This window comes from Parafrankia sp. EAN1pec, assembly GCF_000018005.1.
Taxonomy (GTDB): domain Bacteria; phylum Actinomycetota; class Actinomycetes; order Frankiales; family Frankiaceae; genus Parafrankia; species Parafrankia soli.
The window spans coordinates 4,469,324-4,490,340 of sequence record NC_009921.1 but is presented as its reverse complement, the minus strand read 5'-3'; the positions used below and the strand labels follow the sequence as shown (position 1 = coordinate 4,490,340).

At 72.9% G+C, this 21,017-nt stretch carries 17 protein-coding genes and 2 pseudogenes; 8 read left to right on the top strand and 11 right to left on the bottom strand.

The genetic code is table 11. The features are described 5' to 3' along the window. Window positions 1-10: 10 nt before the first annotated feature. Together hppD and FRANEAN1_RS18325 are read right to left on the bottom strand one after the other, a co-directional pair. Entirely contained in the window at window positions 11-1,216 is a 1,206-nt protein-coding gene (hppD, locus tag FRANEAN1_RS18330; RefSeq protein ID WP_020461315.1) for a 4-hydroxyphenylpyruvate dioxygenase, read from the bottom strand. 128 nt (window positions 1,217-1,344) lie between these two features. Beyond that, window positions 1,345-2,202 carry a helix-turn-helix transcriptional regulator gene (locus FRANEAN1_RS18325; protein ID WP_020461314.1) on the bottom strand — a complete coding sequence of 286 codons (858 nt, stop codon included), beginning with the start codon at window positions 2,200-2,202 and terminating at the stop codon, window positions 1,345-1,347. A 116-nt stretch (window positions 2,203-2,318) separates the two neighbouring features. On the opposite strand from FRANEAN1_RS18325, the gene FRANEAN1_RS18320 reads away from it, so the two are divergent. Further along, window positions 2,319-3,317 (top strand): aldo/keto reductase, encoded by a 999-nt coding sequence (locus tag FRANEAN1_RS18320; RefSeq protein ID WP_041254337.1) that lies wholly within the window; start codon window positions 2,319-2,321, stop codon window positions 3,315-3,317. A gap of 116 nt (window positions 3,318-3,433) precedes the next feature. Then, complete coding sequence (locus FRANEAN1_RS18315; RefSeq protein WP_020461312.1) at window positions 3,434-4,420, top strand: intradiol ring-cleavage dioxygenase; 987 nt, start codon at window positions 3,434-3,436, stop codon at window positions 4,418-4,420. 34 nt (window positions 4,421-4,454) lie between these two features. Here the strand turns inward: FRANEAN1_RS18315 and FRANEAN1_RS18310 are convergent, their stop codons facing one another. From FRANEAN1_RS18310 to FRANEAN1_RS18280, 8 genes and pseudogenes are all read right to left on the bottom strand, one after another. Next, complete coding sequence (locus FRANEAN1_RS18310) at window positions 4,455-4,808, bottom strand: VOC family protein (protein ID WP_020461311.1); 354 nt, start codon at window positions 4,806-4,808, stop codon at window positions 4,455-4,457. Window positions 4,809-4,852: 44 nt separating this feature from the next. Next, window positions 4,853-4,987: pseudogene (locus FRANEAN1_RS43640) on the bottom strand (hydroxylase); the annotation flags it as partial. 90 nt (window positions 4,988-5,077) lie between these two features. Next, window positions 5,078-6,220: pseudogene (locus FRANEAN1_RS18305) on the bottom strand (RNA-guided endonuclease TnpB family protein). Between the two features lie 456 nt (window positions 6,221-6,676). Next, window positions 6,677-7,600, bottom strand: coding sequence for an NAD(P)-dependent oxidoreductase (locus FRANEAN1_RS18300; RefSeq protein WP_020461310.1), 924 nt, complete (start codon window positions 7,598-7,600; stop codon window positions 6,677-6,679). 146 nt (window positions 7,601-7,746) lie between these two features. Then, window positions 7,747-8,730, bottom strand: a complete 984-nt coding sequence (locus FRANEAN1_RS18295; RefSeq protein ID WP_020461309.1) for a hypothetical protein — start codon at window positions 8,728-8,730, stop codon at window positions 7,747-7,749. 98 nt (window positions 8,731-8,828) lie between these two features. Beyond that, window positions 8,829-12,140 carry an SMC family ATPase gene (locus FRANEAN1_RS18290; protein ID WP_020461308.1) on the bottom strand — a complete coding sequence of 1,104 codons (3,312 nt, stop codon included), beginning with the start codon at window positions 12,138-12,140 and terminating at the stop codon, window positions 8,829-8,831. 29 nt (window positions 12,141-12,169) lie between these two features. Next, complete coding sequence (locus tag FRANEAN1_RS18285; protein ID WP_020461307.1) at window positions 12,170-13,333, bottom strand: exonuclease SbcCD subunit D; 1,164 nt, start codon at window positions 13,331-13,333, stop codon at window positions 12,170-12,172. A gap of 22 nt (window positions 13,334-13,355) precedes the next feature. Next, entirely contained in the window at window positions 13,356-15,197 is a 1,842-nt protein-coding gene (locus tag FRANEAN1_RS18280) for an ATP-binding protein (RefSeq protein WP_020461306.1), read from the bottom strand. A 389-nt stretch (window positions 15,198-15,586) separates the two neighbouring features. Between FRANEAN1_RS18280 and FRANEAN1_RS41215 the strand changes: the two genes are divergently transcribed. Together FRANEAN1_RS41215 and FRANEAN1_RS18275 are read left to right on the top strand one after the other, a co-directional pair. Further along, window positions 15,587-16,003 (top strand): hypothetical protein, encoded by a 417-nt coding sequence (locus tag FRANEAN1_RS41215; RefSeq protein ID WP_020461305.1) that lies wholly within the window; start codon window positions 15,587-15,589, stop codon window positions 16,001-16,003. A 136-nt stretch (window positions 16,004-16,139) separates the two neighbouring features. Continuing rightward, entirely contained in the window at window positions 16,140-17,357 is a 1,218-nt protein-coding gene (locus tag FRANEAN1_RS18275; protein WP_020461304.1) for a WD40 repeat domain-containing protein, read from the top strand. A gap of 31 nt (window positions 17,358-17,388) precedes the next feature. Here FRANEAN1_RS18275 and FRANEAN1_RS18270 read toward each other — a convergent pair whose 3' ends face one another. Next, a complete protein-coding gene (locus FRANEAN1_RS18270) occupies window positions 17,389-18,117 on the bottom strand; it encodes a hypothetical protein (protein ID WP_020461303.1) in 729 nt (242 codons plus the stop codon). A gap of 249 nt (window positions 18,118-18,366) precedes the next feature. On the opposite strand from FRANEAN1_RS18270, the gene FRANEAN1_RS18265 reads away from it, so the two are divergent. From FRANEAN1_RS18265 to FRANEAN1_RS18250, 4 genes are all read left to right on the top strand, one after another. Next, a complete protein-coding gene (locus FRANEAN1_RS18265; protein WP_020461302.1) occupies window positions 18,367-18,783 on the top strand; it encodes a hypothetical protein in 417 nt (138 codons plus the stop codon). Between the two features lie 199 nt (window positions 18,784-18,982). Beyond that, complete coding sequence (locus FRANEAN1_RS18260; protein WP_020461301.1) at window positions 18,983-19,855, top strand: hypothetical protein; 873 nt, start codon at window positions 18,983-18,985, stop codon at window positions 19,853-19,855. Window positions 19,856-20,025: 170 nt separating this feature from the next. Continuing rightward, window positions 20,026-20,367 carry a hypothetical protein gene (locus FRANEAN1_RS18255; protein ID WP_020461300.1) on the top strand — a complete coding sequence of 114 codons (342 nt, stop codon included), beginning with the start codon at window positions 20,026-20,028 and terminating at the stop codon, window positions 20,365-20,367. Between the two features lie 262 nt (window positions 20,368-20,629). Next, window positions 20,630-20,965 (top strand): hypothetical protein, encoded by a 336-nt coding sequence (locus FRANEAN1_RS18250; protein WP_157472690.1) that lies wholly within the window; start codon window positions 20,630-20,632, stop codon window positions 20,963-20,965. The last annotated feature ends 52 nt before the right edge of the window (window positions 20,966-21,017 follow it).

The following is a 21,017-nucleotide window of genomic DNA, read 5'->3' as shown; positions in this document are numbered from 1 at the left end:
CATCGGCACCTCAGAGGTTTCCCCGCCGTTCCTGCTCGCGTTCGATCGCCTCGAAGAGGGCCTGAAAGTTGCCCTTGCCGAAGCCGAGCGATCCGTGCCGCTCGATGAGCTCGAAGAACACCGTCGGACGGTCCCCCAGCGGCCTGGTGAAGATCTGCAGGAGGTATCCGTCCTCATCGCGGTCGACCAGGATCCGGCGTCGCCGGAGCTCCTCGACCGGTGCCCGCACCTCGCCGACGCGGGCCCACAGCGCGGGGTCGTCGTAGTAGGTGTCGGGGGTGTCGAGGAACTCGACGCCCCCGGCCCGCATCGCGTCGACCGAGGCGAGGATGTCACCGGTCGCCAGGGCGAGGTGCTGCGCGCCGGGACCACCGTGAAACTCCAGGTACTCCGCTATCTGCGACTTCCGCCGGCCGGGCGCGGGCTCGTTGAGCGGGAACTTGACCCGGTGGTTGCCACTGGCGACCACCTTGCTCATCAGCGCCGAGTACCGGGTGGCGATGTCGCCGCCGATGAACTCGGCCAGGTTCGTGAAGCCCATGACCCGGTTGTAGAACGCCACCCACTCGTCCATGGCGCCGAGCTCGACGTTGCCCACGACGTGGTCCAGAGCCTGGAACAGGCTGCGCGGCGCACCCGGCCGCCGGACGTGCCCGGAGCGGCGCTCGACGTAGCCCGGCAGGTAGCACCCGGAGTAGCGCGACCGGTCGACCAGCGTGTGCCGCGTCCGCCCGTAGGCGGCGATGGCGGCGAGGCGCACGACGCCGTGCTCGTCGCGCAGCTCGTGCGGCTCCTCGATCACCCGGGCGCCCTGGGCGCGGGCGTGCGCGATGCACCGGTCGACGTCGGGCACCTCCAGGGCGATGTCGACGACGCCGTCGCCGTGCCGGCGGTGGTGGTCCAGCAGCGGGCTGTCCGGGCGCACTCCCCCCTTGAACACGAACCGCACCGCGCCGCTGGTGAGGACGTAGGAGCAATGGTCGGGTTGGCCCGTCTCCGGCCCGGAGTAGGCAACGAGGTCCATGCCGAACGCCGACTGGTAGTAGTGGGCCGCCTGCTTGGCGTTGCCGACCACCCACACCACCGCGTCCCAGCCGGACACCGGGAACGGGTCGCCGGCCGGGTCGTGCTCGACGAGACCGACCAGCTGTCGGAGCTGGTCGACGTCCAGCTCGGCCGAGCGCTCCTGGCCGGTCAGCGTCACTTCTGTGCTCATGGACGTCCTCTCGGCCGGGTGGGAGTCGAGGCGGCGGCGCTGGCGCGCGAACGCGAGAGGGACACTACCTTGAGTGACATGATGCCCGCCTGGTGTGACGACTCGTCTGGTGTGATGAGACGGGGTGGTCAGCGGCCGGTGACCTCGCCGGCGGTCAGATCCTGGGTTCCGATGACCCGCAGCAGGTCGAGCTGGTCGCGCGCCGGGCTGCCTGGGCCCGGGTAGAGGACGACGAGCGTCTGGGTGCCCGCGTCGCCGGTCAGCGTCTCGCACAGCAGGTCCACGGTGCCCACCGCCGGATGGATGATCCGCTTGTGGTCGGCGCGGCGCACCATGACCTCGTGCTCCGCCCAGAGCCGCGCGAACTCCTCGCTGCGGCCCAGCAGGTCAGCCACGAGATCCTCCACATCCGCGTCGCCGCGGCGCCGGCCGTGGGTGGCGCGCAGGTCCGCGACGTGCGTGCGGGACAGCCGCTCCCAGTCCTCGCGCGGGAACCGCGACCGGACGTCCGGCTCGGCGAACCAGAGCCAGGTGTTGTTACGGGCCCGTCCCGCGCGGGCGGAGATGTCGCCGGACAGCGCGACCGACATGCGGTTGCGCGCCAGGACCTCGCCGATGTCGGAGACGACGAACGCGGGAGTGTCGGTGAGCCGGTCGAGGATGTACAGCAGACCGGGCGATACATGCGCGGCGGTGGACGTCTGCGGCGGGGGCGGCTGGCCCGCGAGGTGGAACAGGTGGTCGCGTTCGTCGTCGCGCAGGCGCAGTGCCCGGGCCAGCGCGGCCAGCAGCGGCGCGGACGGCCGCGGCCCGCGGGACTGCTCGAGGCGGGTGTAGTAGTCGGTCGACATGACGGCGAGCGCAGCCACCTCGTCGCGGCGCAGCCCCGGGGTGCGCCGGCGCACCCCGGGGGGCAGGCCGACGTCCGATGGCTGCAGCTGCGCGCGGCGCCGGCGCAGGAAGTCGGCGAGCCCGGAGCGATCCATGCCACCAGTGTTCCCCACGCCCGGCAGCCGAGCCAGGGACCGGCGATCCCACGATGAATGGTCCCTGCCGCGGCGTCGCCCGCCGCAGCAGACTGGCGGTCATGACGCAGACGACGATGACGACAAGGCGGCTCGGGGCAACCGGGCCGGAGGTGGGTGCGCTCGGGCTCGGTTGCATGGGCATGTCCGGCATGTACGGGCCAGCCGACGACGATGAGAGCGTGGCGACGATCCTCGCCGCGGTCGACGCGGGGATGACCCTGCTCGACACCGGCGACTTCTACGGCATGGGACACAACGAGCTGCTGGTCGGCCGCGCCCTGCGCCAGCTCGACCGGGACGCGGTGACGGTGAGCGTGAAGTTCGGGGCGCTGCGCGACGCGGTCGGCGGCTGGGGTGGTCTCGACGCCCGGCCGGCGGCGCTGCGCAACTTCCTCGCCTACTCGCTGGTGCGCCTGGGCACCGACCATGTGGACGTCTACCGGCCGGCCCGGCTCGACCCCGCCGTGCCGATCGAGGAGACGATCGGTGCCATCGCCGAGCAGGTCAAGGCCGGTCTGGTCCGGCACATCGGCCTGTCGGAGGTCGGCCCGGAGACGATCCGGCGGGCGGCGGCCGTGCACCCGATCTGCGACCTGCAGATCGAGTACTCGGTGCTTTCCCGCGGCATCGAGGACGAGATCCTGGCGACCTGCCGCGAGCTCGGGATCGCGATCACCGCGTACGGGGTGCTCTCCCGCGGGCTGATCGCCGGCACCGGCCCGTCGGGGCACAGCAACGACTTCCGGGCACACAGCCCGCGCTTCCAGGGCGCGAACCTCGACCACAACCTGGGGCTCGTCGAGCGGCTGCGGCCGGTCGCCGAGCGCCACGGGATCTCCGTCGCGCAGCTGGCCATCGCCTGGGTCGCCGCCGCAGGTCCGGACGTCATCCCGCTGGTGGGGATGCGCCGGCGCAGCCGCATCGATGACGCCCTGGCCGCCGCGGCCGTCACCCTGTCCGAGCAGGATCTGGCCGACGTCGACCGGGCGGTGCCCGCCGGGTCGGCCGCGGGCGGACGATACGAGGACGCCCAGCTCGCCGCCCTCGACAGCGAGCGTCCCGCCGAGCGCTGACGCGGCCCCGCCAAGCCCGCCCACGCACAGGTGGTGCACAGGGAACGCACAGCGTAGGCATCGCCGGGCCCGCCATGATCGAGCCATCAGGTCAGCCGATCGCAGATGGAGGGCACATGGCGGATCACCGGAGTCCCAGCCGCACGCGGGCGTACGAGGGGCGCCCGCTGGCCCGGCCCGACGAGGAGATCGTTGACCAGGGCCTCGCCTTCGACGTCGGCACACTGCTGAGCCGGCGGCGGATGCTGGCGTTCTTCGGCCTCGGCGCCGCGTCGGCCGGCCTGGCGGCCTGCGGCTTGGACTCCGCCGGATCCACTGCCTCAGCCACCTCGGGGACGTCCGCCTCGGCGGCCTCGGCCGCGACGACGTCGGCCACGATCGGCGCGGCGGCCGGGGAGATCCCCGAGGAGACCGCGGGCCCCTACCCGGGCGACGGGTCCAACGGGCCGGACGTCCTCGAGCAGAGCGGTGTGGTCCGCAGTGACATCCGGTCCAGCTTCGGCGACTCGACCGGTACCGCCGAAGGCGTCCCCATGACGCTGGCGCTGACGGTCCGCGACCTCGCGAACAGCGGCACGCCCTTCGCCGGGGTGGCCGTGTACGTGTGGCACTGCGACCGAGAGGGCCGCTACTCGCTGTACTCCGACGGCGTCACCGACCAGAACTACCTGCGCGGGGTCCAGGTCGCCGACTCCGCCGGCATGGTCCGTTTCACCAGCGTCTTCCCGGCGTGCTACTCGGGACGCTGGCCGCACGTCCACTTCGAGGTCTATCCCGACCAGGCCAGCATCACCGACTCGTCCAAGGCCATCGCCACCTCGCAGCTCGCGCTGCCGCAGGACGTCTGCGCCAAGGTCTTCACGCAGCCGGGCTACGAGGCGTCCGTGCGCAACCTGGCGCAGGTCAGCCTCGACAGCGACGGTGTCTTCGGGGACGACGGGGCTGCCAGCCAGCTCGCCACCGTCACCGGTGATGTCACCGGCGGCTACGCGGTCTCTCTCGCCTTGGGCGTCGACACGTCGACGGCCGCGGGCGGCGGTCAGATCTCCGGCGGCGGCGCGCCGGGCGGCGCACCCGGGGGCCGGGCGCCTGGCGGGCGGTGACAGCGCGGCCGGCCGCTCCCCTAAGCCCGCCGGATCAGCCGCGCAGCTCCCAGCCGTTGCCGGCGGGATCGCGGCAGATCACGATCCGCCGGCCGTCGAAGTCACCCGCGGTGAAAGGGATGCCGGCCGCGGTCAGGCGGGCCTCGATCGCGGCGCAGTCGGCACCGACCTCGATCGCCGTGTGCGCCTTGGCCGCGGGAACATGGTCCGGGTCGAGGCTCAGGTGGATCTGGGTGCCGTCGTCGGCCTCGAACCACCGCGCACCGCGGCCGAGGGCCACCGACGACGGCTCGAGCCGCCGGTAGCCGAGCACCCCGACCAGGAACTCCGCCTCGGCGTCGGCGGCATCCGGCGGGACCCCGAGGTTGGCATGGTGAAATCTCGACACACGCCGGAGTGTGACACAGAAACCGCCTCCGGCGGCGCGGGATCTCAGCCGCCGAGCGGGCGGCCGACGAGCCCGGCCCGCTCGGCGACGAACTCCTCGACGCTGCGCGCCGGCCGTCCCGTCACCTGTTCGACGGTCGTGGTCGCCCGGTCGTAGCGGTTCTGGCGGTGCACAGGCGCGCCATGTTGGCATCCTCCCCAGTGTGAACTCCGGGGATTCCCGTACCTCGCGATCCGGGTTCCTGCTTCGTCAACGGACGCCTCCTCGCTTCAGCAGCGAGGTGGTCTCACTCCATCTCCACAGGCGGACACCGCGAGCCCCGCGGCCAGAATGTTCCGTGCCGCGTTGATGTCCCGGTCGTGGACCGCACCGCAACGGCAGGTCCACTCCCGGACATTCAGCGGCAGGTTCTCCACGACCGATCCGCATGCCGAGCACGTTTTACTCGACGGGTAGAAACGGTCGACCGCTGTCACGGTGCGACCGTACCAGTCTGCTTTGTACTCCACCATCGCCCGCAACTCCGACCAGGATGCGTCGGAGATCGCCCGGACCAGCGAGTGGTTGCGGACCATGGTGCGGACGGACAGGTCCTCGACGACCACCGTTTGGTTCTCGCGGATGATCCTCGTGGACAGCTTGCGCAGATGATCCCGGCGCCGATCCGCGATCCTGCCGTGAATCTCCGCGACCCTCGCGCGGGCCTTCACCCGGTTCGCCGAGCCCTTCGCCTTGCGGGACAGGTCCCGCTGCGCCCGCGCCAGCCGGACACGGTCGCGGCGCTCGTGCCGGGGGTTGGTGACTTTCTCCCCGGTCGACAAGGTGACCAGCGCTGTGATGCCCGCGTCGATCCCGACCTGCCCCCCAGCCGGCGGGAGGCTGGTGACGGTGTCCTCGACCAGGATCGAGACGTGGTACTGGCCGCGGGCGTTCCGCGACACCGTCACCCGCGAGGGCGTCGCGCCCTCGGGCAGCGGACGCGACCAGACGATGTCCAACGGCCGGTCCTGCTTGGCCAGTGTGATGTTCCCGTTCCGGTAGGTGAAGCAGTTCCGGAAGTAGGTCGCCGAATCGAGGCTCCTGCCCTTCTTCTTGAAGGACGGATATCCGGCCCGTTTTTCCCAGAACTTCACGAAAGCCGTCTGCAGATGGCGCAGCGTGGCCTGCAGCGGCCCTTTCGACGGTTCGGCCAGCCACGCCGTCTCCGTGTCCCGCTTCCACACGGTGAGCATCCTGTCGGTCTCCACGTGCGTGACCCTGCGCTACTCCTGGGTCCATGCACGGGACCGTTCGGCCAGCGCCCGGTTGTAGACGTAGCGGACACAGCCGAAGGTACAAGCCAGCTGCGCGACCTGCTCGGGATTCGGGTAGAAGCGATAACGATATGCCCGCTTCACCACCCGAGAACCCATACCCGACAGAATAACGAACTTCCCTGACGCTCTGTCGTTGATGCGCAAGCCCTGCCCTGAAGTACAGGGCTTGCGCGCCACGTGTCCCGGTCACGATGTGGTCGCGGGTGAACGCGGACAGGTCCGTCTGGGTCGCCACCAGGTTCGCCCACTCGTCGGGCGGGACGTCCACATAGGTCACCTGGCAGCCCAGCGCCCGGGAGAACTCCGCGGCGACCCCGTCCATGTCCTGCGAGCGCGGGCCGGTCAGCTCGTACACGTGCTCGCGGTGCGCCGCCGGCTCGGCGAGGATCTCCGCGGCGACCCGGGCGACGTCCGCGGCGGCGATCGGGGACGTCCGACCGCGGCCGAACGGGAGGCGGATGGTCCCGTCGTCCGCGATGGACCGGGCGGCCAGGACCGTGTGGTCCGGGTCCGCTCCGGCGCGTCGCTCCGGCGTGTCCCGGCCGCCCCCGGTCAGGCCGGGTGCGGGGGCCACTCCAGGCCGGACAGCGAGGCCAGCGCGTGCACCAGTGCCTGGGCGCCGTCACGGCCGCGGTCCTGCGCCTGCAGGGCCACGTAGAGCTGGTTGGCGAGCGCCAGCCCCGGCAGGGCGAGCCTGGCCCGCCGCGCCTCGGCGAGCGCGATGCCGAGATCCTTGACCATGTGATCGACGAAGAACCCGGGCGCGAAGTCGCCGCCCACCACCCGCGGGGCGAGGTTCGACAGCGACCAGCTGCCGGCGGCACCGCTGCCGACCGACTCCAGCACCCCGGCGACGTCCAGCCCGACGCGGCTGGCGTACAGCAGTCCCTCCGACATCGCGACCATGGTGCTGGCGATGAGGATCTGGTTCACCATCTTCGTGTGCTGACCGGCGCCGTGATCACCCTGCCGGACGATCGTGGCGCCCATAGCCTCGAAACCGGGGCGGACCGCCTCGAACACGCCGACCGGGCCGCCGACCATGATCGAAAGTGTGGCGTTGCGGGCGCCGACGTCGCCGCCCGACACCGGCGCGTCCAGCGCGTGCACCCCGATCTCCCCGGCAGCCCGGCCGATCTCGACCGCGAGCGCAGGCTCGCTCGTCGTCATGTCGACGAGAACCGCTCCGGGTGCGGCACCCGCGAGCGCGCCGGCGGGGCCGAGCAGCACCTCGCGGACGTCCGCGGGCAGGCCCACCATCGAGAACACGACATCGCTGCCGGCCGCCACCTCGGCGGGCGAGTCGGCCCAGGTCGCCCCCGCGGCGAGCAGGCCGTCCGCGCTGTCCCGGCTGCGGGTCGTGACCGTCACCCGGTAGCCGCGGCGCAGCAGGTGCCCGCACATGGACGCCCCCATCACCCCGGTGCCGATCCACCCGACCCGGGTCGACTCGGGTGACATCGACTCGGGTGACACCGGCGAGGAACCTGCGACGGACAAGACGACCCGCTTCCTGTGCGACCACGCACGACTGCGTCCCACTGCCACCTCGTACGACCCCGTACGACCCCGTACGACCCATGAGTTCGTACCACCCGGCCCCGCCGCCGGGGGCGGCCGGCTCAGGTCACCGCGGCGCGGCGCAGCGCGCGGTACAGCAGCTGGGGATCGCCCATCCGGCGGCGCAGTGCCCGTTCCAGGCCGGCGATCGGGTAGAGGTTCTGGGGGGCGCGGGCGTCCTTGAACTCGGCGGAGGCGAAGCGGCGCAGCGTCACCTGGCTCTGGTCGGCCAGCGCGATCGCCTCGGCGGCGGACATGTCCGCGCCGCACTCGACCCGCACCACACCGGCCCACGGCGCGCCCGGCCCGCCGGGCAGCCGCAGGTACCAGCTGTGCCTGTCCCAGCTGGAACCCATCAGGAAGACCGGGGTGCGCTGCCCCGGGCCGAGGGTGCCGACCATCGCGTGCTGGCGCGGCGGGAGGTACGCCGACTGGTGGGTCTTGACGAAGCCCAGGGTCCGCGGCAGGTGCTGGCGCCCGCGCAGCGGGCCGTCGACGACCAGCAGGTCGGTGCCGCCGGTCGTGTGGACACCGGTCGTGTGGTCGCCGAGCCGGGCGCGGGCCGCGGCGGCCGACTCCACCTCGAGCTCACCGAGGGCCCGCTGCAACGCCAGACTCAGCCCGACCGGGTCGGTCGCGCGCGTCCGGCGGACGGGATAGTCGCCGGCGGTCGTCCGGACGTCCCCGGCGTGCGCGGCGGCGGTGAACGTCCCCCGGCTCACCGTCGCGACGGCCAGGTGGGCCCCGGCCTCGCAGCAGCAGACGACGCCACTGGCATAGGAGGCGCACAGGGCCGGCAGCGCCGACGTCGCCTGCTCGCCGGCGGGCACGCTGTCGTGGATCCAGGCGCGGGCCTCGACGCGGCGCACCCCGTCGACGAACAGCACCGCGCCCGGCGGGGCCGTGCCGGGAGCGGGGTCACGCGGCGCCCACGCCGACTCGGGCACCTCGATGTCCAGCACGACCGGGGCGCTGGACTCGACGAGCTCCTCCTCGCCGAGGCTCGTCCCGTAGCCGGGATCCCAGGCGTCGACACTGAACCGCATCCCGCCCGCCGGCGCCGCAGGTGCCGCGGATCCGGGAGGTGCGGGGGATCCGTCGGGTCCGGCCGGCGCGGCCGGCCGCGGGATTGGTGGTGCCTCGGTCAAGTGCGCTCCCTGACGACGGTCGACGTCCGCTGGTCCCGGTTCACCGCGAAGCGTACGGGGACCCGTTCGGCCAGCGCCTGGACGTGGGTGACCAGGCCGACCATCCGGCCGCCGCCGCTCGCGAGGCTCTCCAGGGTGCTCGCGACGACGTCCAGGGTGGCCTCGTCGAGGGTGCCGAAGCCCTCGTCGAGGAACAGCGAGTCGAGCGTGGCTGCGCCGCCGGCCGCCATCGCCCGCAGCTGGGAGGACAACGCGAGAGCCAACGCCAGGCTGGCCTGGAACGTCTCACCGCCGGACAGGGTCCGCACCGGCCGGCGCGAGTCGGCGTCGGCATGGTCGACGACCACGAACTCGCCATCCTCGTGGGTCAACTCGAACTGCCCACCGGACAGCTCCGACAGTGTCACCGACGCCTCCTCGACCAGGATGTCCAGCGCGGCGGCCACCATCCAGCGCGGGAACCGGTCGGAGCGCAGCAGCTGGCCGAGCTGGCGGGCGACATGGTCCGCCTCGCGCGCCGTCGCGACCTCGGCGGTGAGCCGGCCGGCCTCGGCACGGCGCTCGACGACTCGGGCGAGCTCCGCGCGGGCCCCCGCCAGCCCGTCCGCCACTGCGACGGACGCACCGTCGGCGGCCTTGGAACCGGGGCCAGGCGGCAGGTCGTGGGCGGCGAGCAGCTCGACCAGCGCCGTGTCCGCCTCGTCGTGCCGTCGGCGGGCGTCCTCGGCCTCGGCGGTGGCCGCCGCGAGCAGGCGGTCACGGGCCGTGGCCTGCGTGCGGGACCAGTCGGTCAGCGCCGTCCAGCCAGCCAGGACGTCCTCGCTGTCGACGGCGGGCGCGCCGAGCGGGACGAGGCCGTCGCGGGCCGCGGCCAGCGCGCCGCCGGCCGCCCCGAGCGCGTCCCGGGCCCGCTCGAACGCCCGCTCGGCGTCGTCGGCCTCCGCCCGGGCGGCGCGCAGCCGCTGGTCGGCCTGGTCGGCGGTAGCGGCGAGCCGGTCCAGCTCGGCGAGCGCGGCCGCGACCTCGACGGCGGTCGGCGCGCTGGCGAGCACGACACGCAGGGCCTCGGCCCGGTCGTCGAGGGTCGCGACCCGGGTGGCGGCCCGCTGCTGGGCGCGGGCCTCGGCGATCCGGTTCTCGTCCGCCCTCGCCTGCCCGGCGGAGGCGAGCGCCAGCGCCTGCCGCGCGGCGGCCAGGGAGGCCGTGGCGGCGGCCGAACGCTCGGCCGCGGCGTCACGCTGACCGGTCCGGTCGCGGGCGAGCTCGGCGGCCCAGGTGACCAGCGTGGCCCAGTCCGCCTCCAGGTCGGTGCCCGCCAGCCCGGGCGCGCCGAGGGAGACCAGCGGGTCGCGGACGGCGTCAAGCGCCCGCCGCGCCCCGGCCGCCCCGTCCCGGGAGCGGGTGACGACCGTGTCGGCGGCGGCCGCGGCGTCGCGGGCCCGGCGCAGGGCCAGGTCCGCGCGGGCGACGGCGCCGTCGAGCCGTTCGACGTCCGCGAGGAGGCCGGCCGCGCGGCGGGCGTCCGGCGCGTCGGCGACCGCGCGGCGCAGCTCCTCGACCCGCCTGGTCAGGTCCGCGAGCCGGGCCTCGGACTCCGCCGCCGCCCGGGTCGCGGCGGTCGCCTCGGCGGCGCGGGCGGTCACCTCGCGTTCGGCGGCGGTGACCGCCTCGTCCGCGGTACCGAGGCCGGCGGCCGGCAGCGGGGGCGGCAGCGTCGCGACGGGCCGCGCGCAGACCGGGCAGTCCTCCCCCACGGCAAGGTGCGGCCGCAACGCGGCGGCCAGGTCGGCGCGGGCGGCATCATCCCGGGCTCCGGCCGCCCGGTGCCGGGTGTGCCGGGCCTCTTCCAGTGCGGCGTCGGCCCGGCCGAGCGCCGCCTGGACGTCGGCGTGCGCGGCCGCCGCAGCGGCCTGGCCGGCCAGCAGCTCGACGAGCAGCTCATGATCGCGCAGCGCCCGCTCCAGCGGGCCGCGTGACGGTGCGGCGGCCCGCTCCTCGCGGACGGCGGTGTCAGCCCGCTCGGCCGCCTCCCGGCGCTCCAAGGCCTCGGCCCGCGCCGCCTCGGCCCCGCGCAGGCGGCCGGTCAGGGCCGCCAGCCCGGCCGGCGCCCGGACATCGGCGAGCAGCCCCAGCTCGGAGTCCAGCCGGCTCAACTCCGCGGCAGCGGATACAGCGGCCTGCTCCGCGTCGCGTTCGGCGGCGGTCGCCGCCGCCAGCGCGGCGCGCGCCGCCCCGAGTTCGGCGTCCGCCCGGGCGAGCGCGGCGTCGGCCTCGGCGTGCTCGGTGACGGCCGCCGGTCTGGTCGCGAGCAGGTCGGCGAGCTCCCGGTGGTCGCGGGCGTACCGGTCGAGCGGAGCACGGGGCTGCGCGGCGGCGCGATCTCCCCGCGCGGCGCTGTCCGCCCGCTCGGCCTCCTGGCGGCGCCGACGGGCGTCCGCGTCGGCGGCCCGGGCAGCGCGCAGCCGCCCGGTGAGGTCCACCAGCCCGGCCGGCGGCTCGACGGCGGCGAGCTGGTCGCGCTCGGCGCCCAGTCTGGCGGTCCGGGCGGCGGCTTCGGCGGCGGCGGTGTCCAGCCGCGCCACCTCGGCGAGGGCGGCGGCCACCTCGGCGGCGAGCCGGGTGAGCGCGCCGACCCGGCCGGCCGCGGCGGCCTCGGCAGCGGCGGTCGCGTCCGCGTACCCGGCGAGCTGCTCGGCGAGGACGTCCGCGCGCTGGCGCTGGTCGCTCGCGCGGGCGTTCGCCGCCGCGCGGATCGTGTCGTAGACGCCCAGCCCGAGCAGCCGGGTGAGGATGGCCTGCCGCTCGCTCGGCTTCGCCCGCAGGAACTCGGCGAACTCGCCCTGCGGAAGCACCACGCAGGTGCAGAAGTGCTCGAAGGTGAGCCCGAGCAGTTCCTCGACCGCCGCCGTGACCGCGGGCGCGCCCGCGGCGAGCACGTCGGTCGGCTCCCCCGGCCCGCCCGCGCCGGCCGGGTCGACCAGCCGCTCGAACCGGGCGTTGCGCACGGTCACACCCCCGCGGGCGGCGCGGCGCAGCTCCCGCGCCACCACGTAGCGGGCGCCGGCCGCGTCGAAGACGAGACGTACCGTGCCGCGGGCCGCGGTCGGCGCGAGCGCCAGATGTACCGTCGCCCGGTTGTTCCAGCGCGGCACCGAGCCGAACAGCGCGAACGTCAGCGCGTCGATCAGCGTCGACTTGCCGGCGCCGGTCGGGCCCACCAGCGCGAAGTAGTCGGCGTCGGTGAGGTCCAGCACCGCCGGTTCCCGGAACGATCCGAAACCGGCGAGGTCCAGCTGCACCGGGCGCATTCAGTCCCCTCCCAGATCCCTCGGGTCGTTCAGTCGCCGCTGGAGACGTCGTCGTGCAGCCGGGCGAACAGCGCCTCGACCCGGGGATCCTCGAACTGCTCGGCGGCGCAGAACTCCCGGAACAGGTCCTCCGGGCTGCGCCGCGCCAGCGCCGCCGCGCTCGGGCGCGACCCGCCGAGCGCCACCCGGAGCTCCGGGTCGATCCCGACCTCGAGCGCGTTCGGCAGCAGCTCCTGGACCTCGTCGCGCAGCCCCGCGCGGGCCGGTTCGCGCACGACCACCCGCAGCAGGTCCTCGGCGAGCTCCGGGGCCTGCGCGGCAAGCTCCGCGACGGTGCCCCGGACCGTCCGCAGCCGCCGGCCGGCCGTCAGCGCGATGTCGGTGACCTGGGCGGGGACGCCGGGGCTCGCCTCGACGAGGCACACCACGTTCGTGTTCTCCTGCTCGCCGAAGTCGACCGCGAGCGGCGCGCCGGAGTACACCACCGGGCACGGCGCGGCGAGGGTCTGCCGCCGGTGCAGGTGCCCCAGCGCCACGTAGTGGGCGTCCGCGGGGAACGCCGCCGCGGACACGTGGTACTCGAAGATCGACTGGGCCATCCGCTCCCCGCCGCCGAACAGGCCGTTCGTCACCGTCAGGTGGGCCAGGACGAGGTTCACCGCGTTGTCGTCGAAGCCGGAGCGCAACTGTTCCATCAGGGCGCGCACGACCTGGTCGTAGCGGGCCGCGGTCTGGTCGGGCGTCTGGGTCACCAGGTCGGCGGCGCGGACGGCGTACCGCTGGGAGACGAACGGCAACGCCGCCACGGTGACCGGTTCGCCGGTGCCGGGGGCGCGGAAGGTGACCACCCCGCCGTCGGCGGCGGTGCGCGGCGTCCCGACCAGGGTGATCCCGGCGGCCGACATCAGCGGCCGGTAGGCGTCGAAGGTCGGCTGGTGGTCGTGGTTGCCGGCTATCACGACCACCTCGGCGCCGGTGCCGCGCAACGCGACCAGCGCCTGCACGGCGAGCTGCTGGGCCGCCGCCGGCGGGGCCGCGCTGTCGTAGACGTCCCCGGCGACGAGCACCGCGTCGACCTCGTGCTTCCGGGCGATCCCGATGATCTCCCCGAGCACGGCGCGCTGCTCGTCGAGCCGGTTGCGCCCCTTGAGGGTCTTCCCGAGATGCCAGTCCGAGGTGTGCAGGAACTTCATGGCGGTCCCTAACGGCCGGAGGTCAGAACGGCGGAACCTCGTCGGTGGGGTTGGGTAGCAGGTCGAACGGATTGCGGGGAATCGTGCCGGGGGCCGGTCTTCCGGGCTGGCCGGGAACCGGGCCGGCCGGCGGGCCGGTGGCTTCGGAGGGAAGGCCCGCGGTCTCAAGGCCCGCGGTCTCGGAGTGCCGGGTCGCCCAGGCGGGGAACGGGAACTCGACGGCGAGCGGCACCGGGATCTCCGGCTGGGAGACGAACATCGTGCCCGGCTTCGCCAGCGTGGCCCGGGCGCGCTGCCCGGGCGGCAGGAACCCGTACTCCGGCCGGCCCGCCTCGGCCGAGTCGAGGCGGCCGACCACCTTGATCGAGCTGTTGGCGATGATCCGCCGCTCGACCTCGCTCGCCGTCTGCTGCGCGCCGATCAGAATGATGCCCAGCGAGCGGCCGCGCTCGGCGATGTCGAGCAGCACCTCCTTGATCGGGCTCGCGCCCTCCCGCGGGGCGTACTTGTTCAGCTCGTCGATCATCGTGAACAGCAGCCCGCCCGCACCGGCCTCCTCCTTGCGCCGCGTCTCCGCGGCGAGCACCACCCCGACGACGAACCGCTGCGCCCGCTCCGGCAGGTTGTGCAGGTCGACCACGGTCACCTGCTGGTCGGCCGTGGACACCCGCCGGCGCGGGCTGTCCGCCAGATCCGCCCGGATCAGCGACCGCAGCGAACGCAACGACGAACGCAGCCGGCGGACGAACGCGTTGACCGTCCCGGCACCCGTCACCGGCCCGGCCCAGTCCCGGCGCGTCTCCTCGTCGGTCAGCCGGTCGACTATCAGGTCGACCAGCTCGGGGTAGGTCCGCACCAGCTGTCCGTCGAGGCTGACCGCGCCGTCAGCGCCGGCGGGCACCGCGTCCGTGCGCAGCCGCAGGGCCACCTGGTGGACGACGATCGTGTACTGGTTGCGGTCGTCCTCGGCGTCGGCGAACACGTACGGGAGCAGCTCACCCGCGCAGAACTCCTGGATCGTCCACCAGAACGCGGCCACCCCCGTCGGCCGGGAGGCGACGTGCGGACGTCCCGAGGTGTCGTCGGGCAGCGGCGGGGCGAAGAAGCCGACCGAGCGGAACGGCTCGGCGGGCAGCTCGAGCCGGCGGTACGCGGCGCGCATGTCCTCGTCGAGCCGGGAGTTGGCGTGGTCGAGGAACAGCAGGTCCTCGCCCTTCACCGAGAACACCAGCGCTTTGGTGTTCACCGCGGCCCGCCCCAGCACCCCGCAGCGGAAGATCGAGTGCAGCAGGAAGAGCGCGAAGCTGGTCTTGGTGGCGACCCCCGAGATGCCGCTGATAGAGACGTGCGCGCCCCGGGTGCCGTCCAGGAACTCGAGATTGATGTAGATCGGGTTTCCGTCACGGCCGATGCCGACCGGGATCCGCTTCTCCATCATGTCGAAGTACAGCGCCGTCGCCCGCTCCGCACCGGTCGCCCGCCGTACCTGCTCACCGGGCAGCGGCGGGACGTACACCTCCGGCTCCACCCGGGTCGTGGTGATCTCGGCGATCTCCTGCACCTGCGCGGGCAGGACGCCGTCGGCGATCAGGAAGACATCCGAGCCGAACGACGCGCCCTCGTGCCGGGCCCGCACCTGGGTGACGATGCCGGCGGTCATCACCGGCCCGACCCCGGGCACCGCGCGGACCGTGACGACCACGTCGTCGAGCTGCAGGTAGCTGCCCTCCAGCAGGGCGACGTGGAACAGCAGAGGCGTGTTCTCCTCCGTACCGAGCACCCGGCCGACCGGCGCCACGGCCGCCGCCGCCCGCACCGGGCCGGCGGTAAGCCTGCCGTTCGACCCGCCGACCTCAACCGTCATGCACGAACCCCCAACCGACTGCCCCTACCAACCTGCTCCTACCGGCCTGCGACTGCCGGTCTGCCAATGCCATGGCCACGCAGCACCCGACACCCCGACACCCTCCGTCACAGGCGATCGCCCGGCGCATCCGGCGACCGGCCGCCACCAGGCTAGCCGTGAGGTCCGACACCCAGCCGGTGCCACCTCGACCAGCGACCTCCAACGCGTTCGCCGCCCGGCCGGGAGATAGCCGAGCCATAGTCGTCGGATGGCCCGTCTCATGCTCGTGCTGGGTGCCGTGCTCGTCTCCTGCGTGGCGACGACGTCCTGCGGGCCGGCCTCGGACGGGTCGGTGTCGGGGCCGGTACCGCCCTGCAGCCATGCTGACAGTGCCGGAGATTCGAGCCGTGATCGACGCGGCCTGGAGCCCGGGCAGGCAGCAGGTCCCTGAAGGGGACACGGATGCGATCGGATGCGCCTTCAGTTCACCGAAAGGGTTCGTCATCCTCTGGAGTTCCGCGCAGGACGCCGAGGCAGGCTATCGGTCATCGCGCGCGGCTCCGGCCCAACAGCCGCAGGAGGATCTGAGCGGTGTCGGCTACGAGGGTTACACGTACACCAGCCCCGGCAACGTCCAGGAAGTCCGCCTGCTGAAGGGTGACGCGTACGTCTCGGTCACCGTCGGGCAGGAGCCCCGCCGGGCACCGCCCGCCATTTCGGTGATCTTGTCGTTGATCGACAACGGACGGGGTGTCGTCAACGCGGTTGATTATCTTGAGGATAATTCAAGACTAAGAGGTCAAACCCCCGGCACGTCACGGTGATCCGGACACGGCATAGGCAACCAGGGCGCCTACCGGCGTGAAGGCGGCCGAATCGCCGTCATCATCGTTGACCATCCGGGGGATCGTTCCCGTGCGGAAGCGGGCGGATCCCCTGCGGCGCTAGGGTGATCGCATTATGACGAGAGCGATCAGGGGCGATCAGAACGAGGCGTCGGCGCCTCAGCACAACATGATCACCGAGTGGCTCGAGGCCGACGCCGAGCCGCGGCCGTGGCGGAAGCCAAGACGGCGGAAGGTCCTGTTCGCGCTGGCCACGGTCCTGCTGATCTCACTGACCGCGCTGACCGCGCTGCTCTGGCCCGGCAGTGAAGCGGATGCCCCCCTGCCCAGTGCGACCCCCGAGGAGTGGTCCCACGCCGCCCCGCTCGAAAAGACCCTCTACGGCCATACCGGCTGGGTGCGGTCGGTGGTGTTCTCCCCGGACGGGCGCACGCTGGCCAGCGGCTCCGACGATGACACGGTGCGGTTCTGGGACATGTCCGACCCCACCGACCCCACCCCCCTCGGCAAGCCCCTCACCGGCCACACCGACCCGATAGCGGCGGTCGCGTACTCCCCCGACGGACGCACCCTCGCGACCAGCTCCACCGACCGCACGGTGCGGTTCTGGGACATGTCCGACCGCGCCGACCCCACCCCCCTCGGCAAGCCCCTGACCCGCCACTCCACGGACCCCACGAGCTGGGTGGCCGCGATGGCGTACTCGCCTGATGGCCGCACCCTCGCCACCGGCGGCCTCGACAACACGCTACGGCTGTGGGACGTCACCGACCGTACCAACCCCACCCCGCTCGGCCCGCCCCTCACCGGCCACACCAAAACAGTGGCGTTCCTGGCGTACTCCCCGGACGGGCGCACCCTCGCCACCGGCTCCTACGACCGCACGGTGCGGTTGTGGGACGTCTCCGACCGCACCAGTCCCGCCCCCCTCGGCCCACCCCTCACCGGCCACACCAACCCGCTGATGTCGCTCGCGTACTCCCCCGACGGGCGCACCCTGGCCACCAGCGCCTCCGACTACTCGACGCGGTTCTGGGACGTCTCCGACCGCACCAGGCCCACTCCCCTGGGCGAACCGATCTTCCTGGGCGACAGCCCGAGCGTCTGGTGGGTGGTGGGTCTGGCCTACTCCCCTGATGGGCACACCCTCGCCACCATCTCCGGCGACCGGCTGGTGCGCTTCTGGGATGTCACCGACCGCACCAGACCCACCCTCCGCGGTCAAACCCTCACCGACCAGACCGACCGACTGGAGTCCGTGGCGTTCTCCCCGGACGGACGCACCCTCGCGACCAGCTCCGATGACGGCACGGTGCGGTTGTTGACGCCGTGAGCAGACCCCTCGCCCGTGGAGCGCCCCACAGTCACCGTGCCAGGCGACGGCCGAACTCAGCCAGCCCCAACAGTCCCACCAGCACAGCCAGTACCAGGAAGAGGGGCCACAAGGGACCGTTGTCACCAACGAACCTCGGCCCGCCGACGCCGGTCAACAGCAACAGAGTCGTGGCGGCAATCTGAACGCGACGCCCGGTGCGCCGCCGTCTGGTCAGGCTGTTCTGCTGCACGGCATCCGTGACTACCTCACGGTGTTCACGCAACCAACGGACAGGATCGTCGAAATGGCTGCCCCCGGCGGCGACGATGGACCGATGCAGCGCCGCAGGGTTGTCGGCACGCAACAGGATCCCGTCGACGTGAGCTCCCCTCTTCGACCGGGTCGAGCGATAGCCGAAGGGAAGATCAGTGTTCGGCGCGAGTGAAGCCGCAAGTCGCAGCGGCGGCACCCGTTGCGGCTCGGTGAACATCAGAAGCAGGTTTGGCCGGGTCATTGGCCCCGTGGTGAACAGGTAGGGGACGGCCAGTTCGCTGGCGAGCACCGGCTCCGGCTCCTGGGCATCTTCCGGTAGCGGCGCGGCAGACAGGTCCCGCACAGCAGCGTGGCCCGCAGGGACGGTCCACTGCCGACCACCAAAGTAGCCAGGCAAGATCATCGAAATGACGCCGCCATCACAGACCACCCGGGATTTTCGGATCGCAAACCAGTACGCCTTCAACCGCGCGGACTCATCCGGTCCCGGCGCCCCGTTCCGCATCGCCCGCCCCTCCGGAGCACCAGCCAGTCCGGTGCATCCGGAGACAGAAATACACCAAACACAGTCACGACCGCACCCCGTCCGTCATGACGGCAGTCATCGGCCACGCCGATGAGATGCTCAGCCCGCCTTCCTCAGAAGACCATGGGGTTCCGCGACCGCGATCCCGCTGCCGAGACCGGGCGAGTTCCGGCGCGCGGGTCGCAGGCGAGAGCATGGCTCGGGGAAATGTCGCCGCGCGGAGCGTGCATGGTCTACGCTCATCTCCCGATGGCGATACGCGACAAACTTGCCTCTCGCGCCCGACCCTATCTGGAGCCCGGCGAGCAGGTCCGGCAGGTGTTCATGGCCCAGACCAGCTCGCCGTTCCTGTTCGTTCTGATGCCCGCGTCCTACTACATGGTCGGCCGACGGATCGTTGTCGTCACCGATCGCAGCGTTGTCGTGCTGCGTGCCCGGCGGCTGCTGCCGAGCCGTCCCACGGGCGGAGAACTCCTGGCCCGGCTGCCACGACGTACCCGCTTCGGTGAGATGGAAGGCCTGTTCTGGGGCCGCACATCCGCGACGGGCGAGCAACTGTGGATCGGCAGCCCTTTCCACAAGGACGTCGCGCAGGCGGACCGGGAACGACACCGGCCACCTCGTAACGCCCCTCCGGACTCCTGACAGTCACCGGGCCGCGGTCGGGGCTGCTCTGCGAATCCCGCAAAATGACGTCTATCATATCCGGGGTCAGCCCATAAAGGTTTTGGAACGCGGTTGATCCCGGCGCGAGCGAGCCCGGCCAGAGACGTGTGCTGACCTGCGGCGCCGGAGCATCATCGGTGCGGGAGGCCCTGGATCGGCGCACCGGGAAGGCGGCGGCATGGGCAACACCCCGCAGGACGTCGGCACCGGCATGGGCGGTGCCGGCAGGCGGCTCGAGGTGCGTGTTCAACCAGCCTTCGCTTTCGCCACCTGGTGGTTCCGCCCGCAGGGCGACGGGCTGCGGCAAGCCGCGGCGGACGGTGGCACGCCTGACCTGAGCGGCCCCCGATCGGTCCTTTGCGACTTTGGCGATGGTGTCCCGGTGGGCCCCTGGCGTGCATGGCCGACGCTCGCCGGCCGTGAGTACGACGGTACGGACGCCGAGCGGGTGCTGTTGACGGTGTCCCAGCGCATCGCCGGCTTCTTCCGGGCCGGGCGGCCAGTCGACGTTCTCCCCCGCGCCGGGCAGGCGCCGCCACGCCCGGTTCCGGCCGGCGTCCTCGACGGCCCGGCGACCAACCCCGAATGGCTCCTGCGGGCACTGCTCGAGTACCGGCGGCCCCGCGGCGCCGCCGGGCTGATCGTCGGGGCGCGGCACCGGTGGCAGCACAGGGTCCACGGCTGTTCGGTCACCGCCGATGGTCGTGAGCTGTGGTGCACGGTGAACAGCCACCGGGACGAGGTGCTCGCCGGCTTCGATGTCGAGCAGACCTCCGAACGGGTCGCCGTCCGCGCCTGGCTCGCCTTCGGCCCGGACGGGCCGACGACTTTCGGCAGGGGCAGGACCCGGGTGCTGCCCGACGGACGCAAGGTCAGCGTTATGTTCCGCCAGGCCGCGGGCCGCCGGTGGAGCACCGTCGTCCCGCTCGACGAGCCTCTCGGGACCCGCCCGGTCGTCGACGTCGCCGTCCCCGACCCGGGGGACAGCGGGAAGGCGCGCCTCGTATGGCTCGCGGAACGAGACGGGACCGGCACCGAATCGAGCCGGTAGTGGCCGATGCCCCGAGCCGGACCGTCCGGTGACTGCTCGCCGATTCATCGGGTCGTTGTCGTTCTCCGAGTGATCCAAGGGTGTTCTGATCTGCCGTTAAGGCTTGTTTAGGACGGCGGCGCTGTGATGGTCGGAGTCGACTGGAGCCGGGTCCTTCGGAGGGGCGTCTGATGAGTTGGCGGGATCGGCTGTTGCTGCGCCGGTATGGCCAGGGCCGTTCGAGGAGTCGGGCCACGCTGCTCGATCGGGAGGCCAGCCCCGCCGACCTCGCCGGGCTGCGGGCCTTCGTCGCGGAGCGGATCGGGGTGGAGTTCTACGTCGAGCCGGAGACCACGGCGACCGACACGACGGTCGTCGCGGTGGACCGGGACGGCGACTGGATCCGCCGGCGGGTCGGGACCCCGACGGTGGCCGCCAAGCTGGCCCGGTCGGTGAACGTGCCCGTGTACGACGCGGCGGTGCTCGGGTATCCGCGGCGGATGCGGGAACGGAACCGGACCCACCGAAGGTGACCCCGCGGCCGGCTGATCCCTGACCTCGACTGTTTCGGGTGCGGCGGATGGTGGTGGTGAGCGCCACCTATGCCAGGCTGGCCCGTCTCCCGGGCGGAGGAATCGGCCGGTTGGTGCGGTAATGAGTCGAACGGCTGGTGGGAGCCCTGCAAGTCACCCACCGCGACCAGTCGTGTCGGATCGCACCGCGCGGAAGGTGTCCTCAATAGTGATCTTTATTGTGCTGGCTTTCCCCTTCGCACTCATGTTGATGATGTTGGCGATGCACGCGATCGAGCTGCACCTCGACGCGCCACCGAGACCGGCACTCACCCCGGCACGCCGCCGGTCGGTCATCGCCGCGGCGCGGCCGGCACCGCTGCGGCTGCCCCCTCCCGCTCCCGCGCCGCCGATCGCCACGACGATCCCCGGGCTGCGCGTGCTGCCCCCGGTGCCGGTGCTGCCCGCGCTGCCAGCCCCGCGCTCGGCGACCGCGGCGACGAACACAGCCGCCGCGACGATCGTGCCAGCCACCAAGGCAACCACGGCGGCGGCCAACACAGCGACCGTGCCGATGGTCATCACGACCGTGGCGGCCGCGGCACCCGTCACGGGATAGGACGGCGGCCAGCGGGTCGCAGCCGCCGCCGATGCCGGCGGACCCGCCCCTG

What these genes read in the sequence shown, in the direction of transcription:
- hppD (WP_020461315.1), bottom strand. Translation starts at nt 1,216, where the DNA reads ATGAGCACAGAAGTGACGCTGACCGGCCAGGAGCGCTCGGCCGAGCTG.
- FRANEAN1_RS18325 (WP_020461314.1), bottom strand. Translation starts at nt 2,202, where the DNA reads ATGGATCGCTCCGGGCTCGCCGACTTCCTGCGCCGGCGCCGCGCGCAG.
- FRANEAN1_RS18320 (WP_041254337.1), top strand. Translation starts at nt 2,319, where the DNA reads ATGACGACAAGGCGGCTCGGGGCAACCGGGCCGGAGGTGGGTGCGCTC.
- FRANEAN1_RS18315 (WP_020461312.1), top strand. Translation starts at nt 3,434, where the DNA reads ATGGCGGATCACCGGAGTCCCAGCCGCACGCGGGCGTACGAGGGGCGC.
- FRANEAN1_RS18295 (WP_020461309.1), bottom strand. Translation starts at nt 8,730, where the DNA reads ATGCGGTTCAGTGTCGACGCCTGGGATCCCGGCTACGGGACGAGCCTC.
- FRANEAN1_RS18290 (WP_020461308.1), bottom strand. Translation starts at nt 12,140, where the DNA reads ATGCGCCCGGTGCAGCTGGACCTCGCCGGTTTCGGATCGTTCCGGGAA.
- FRANEAN1_RS18285 (WP_020461307.1), bottom strand. Translation starts at nt 13,333, where the DNA reads ATGAAGTTCCTGCACACCTCGGACTGGCATCTCGGGAAGACCCTCAAG.
- FRANEAN1_RS18280 (WP_020461306.1), bottom strand. Translation starts at nt 15,197, where the DNA reads ATGACGGTTGAGGTCGGCGGGTCGAACGGCAGGCTTACCGCCGGCCCG.
- FRANEAN1_RS18275 (WP_020461304.1), top strand. Translation starts at nt 16,140, where the DNA reads ATGACGAGAGCGATCAGGGGCGATCAGAACGAGGCGTCGGCGCCTCAG.
- FRANEAN1_RS18270 (WP_020461303.1), bottom strand. Translation starts at nt 18,117, where the DNA reads ATGCGGAACGGGGCGCCGGGACCGGATGAGTCCGCGCGGTTGAAGGCG.
- FRANEAN1_RS18265 (WP_020461302.1), top strand. Translation starts at nt 18,367, where the DNA reads ATGGTCTACGCTCATCTCCCGATGGCGATACGCGACAAACTTGCCTCT.
- FRANEAN1_RS18260 (WP_020461301.1), top strand. Translation starts at nt 18,983, where the DNA reads ATGGGCAACACCCCGCAGGACGTCGGCACCGGCATGGGCGGTGCCGGC.
- FRANEAN1_RS18255 (WP_020461300.1), top strand. Translation starts at nt 20,026, where the DNA reads ATGAGTTGGCGGGATCGGCTGTTGCTGCGCCGGTATGGCCAGGGCCGT.
- FRANEAN1_RS18250 (WP_157472690.1), top strand. Translation starts at nt 20,630, where the DNA reads ATGCACGCGATCGAGCTGCACCTCGACGCGCCACCGAGACCGGCACTC.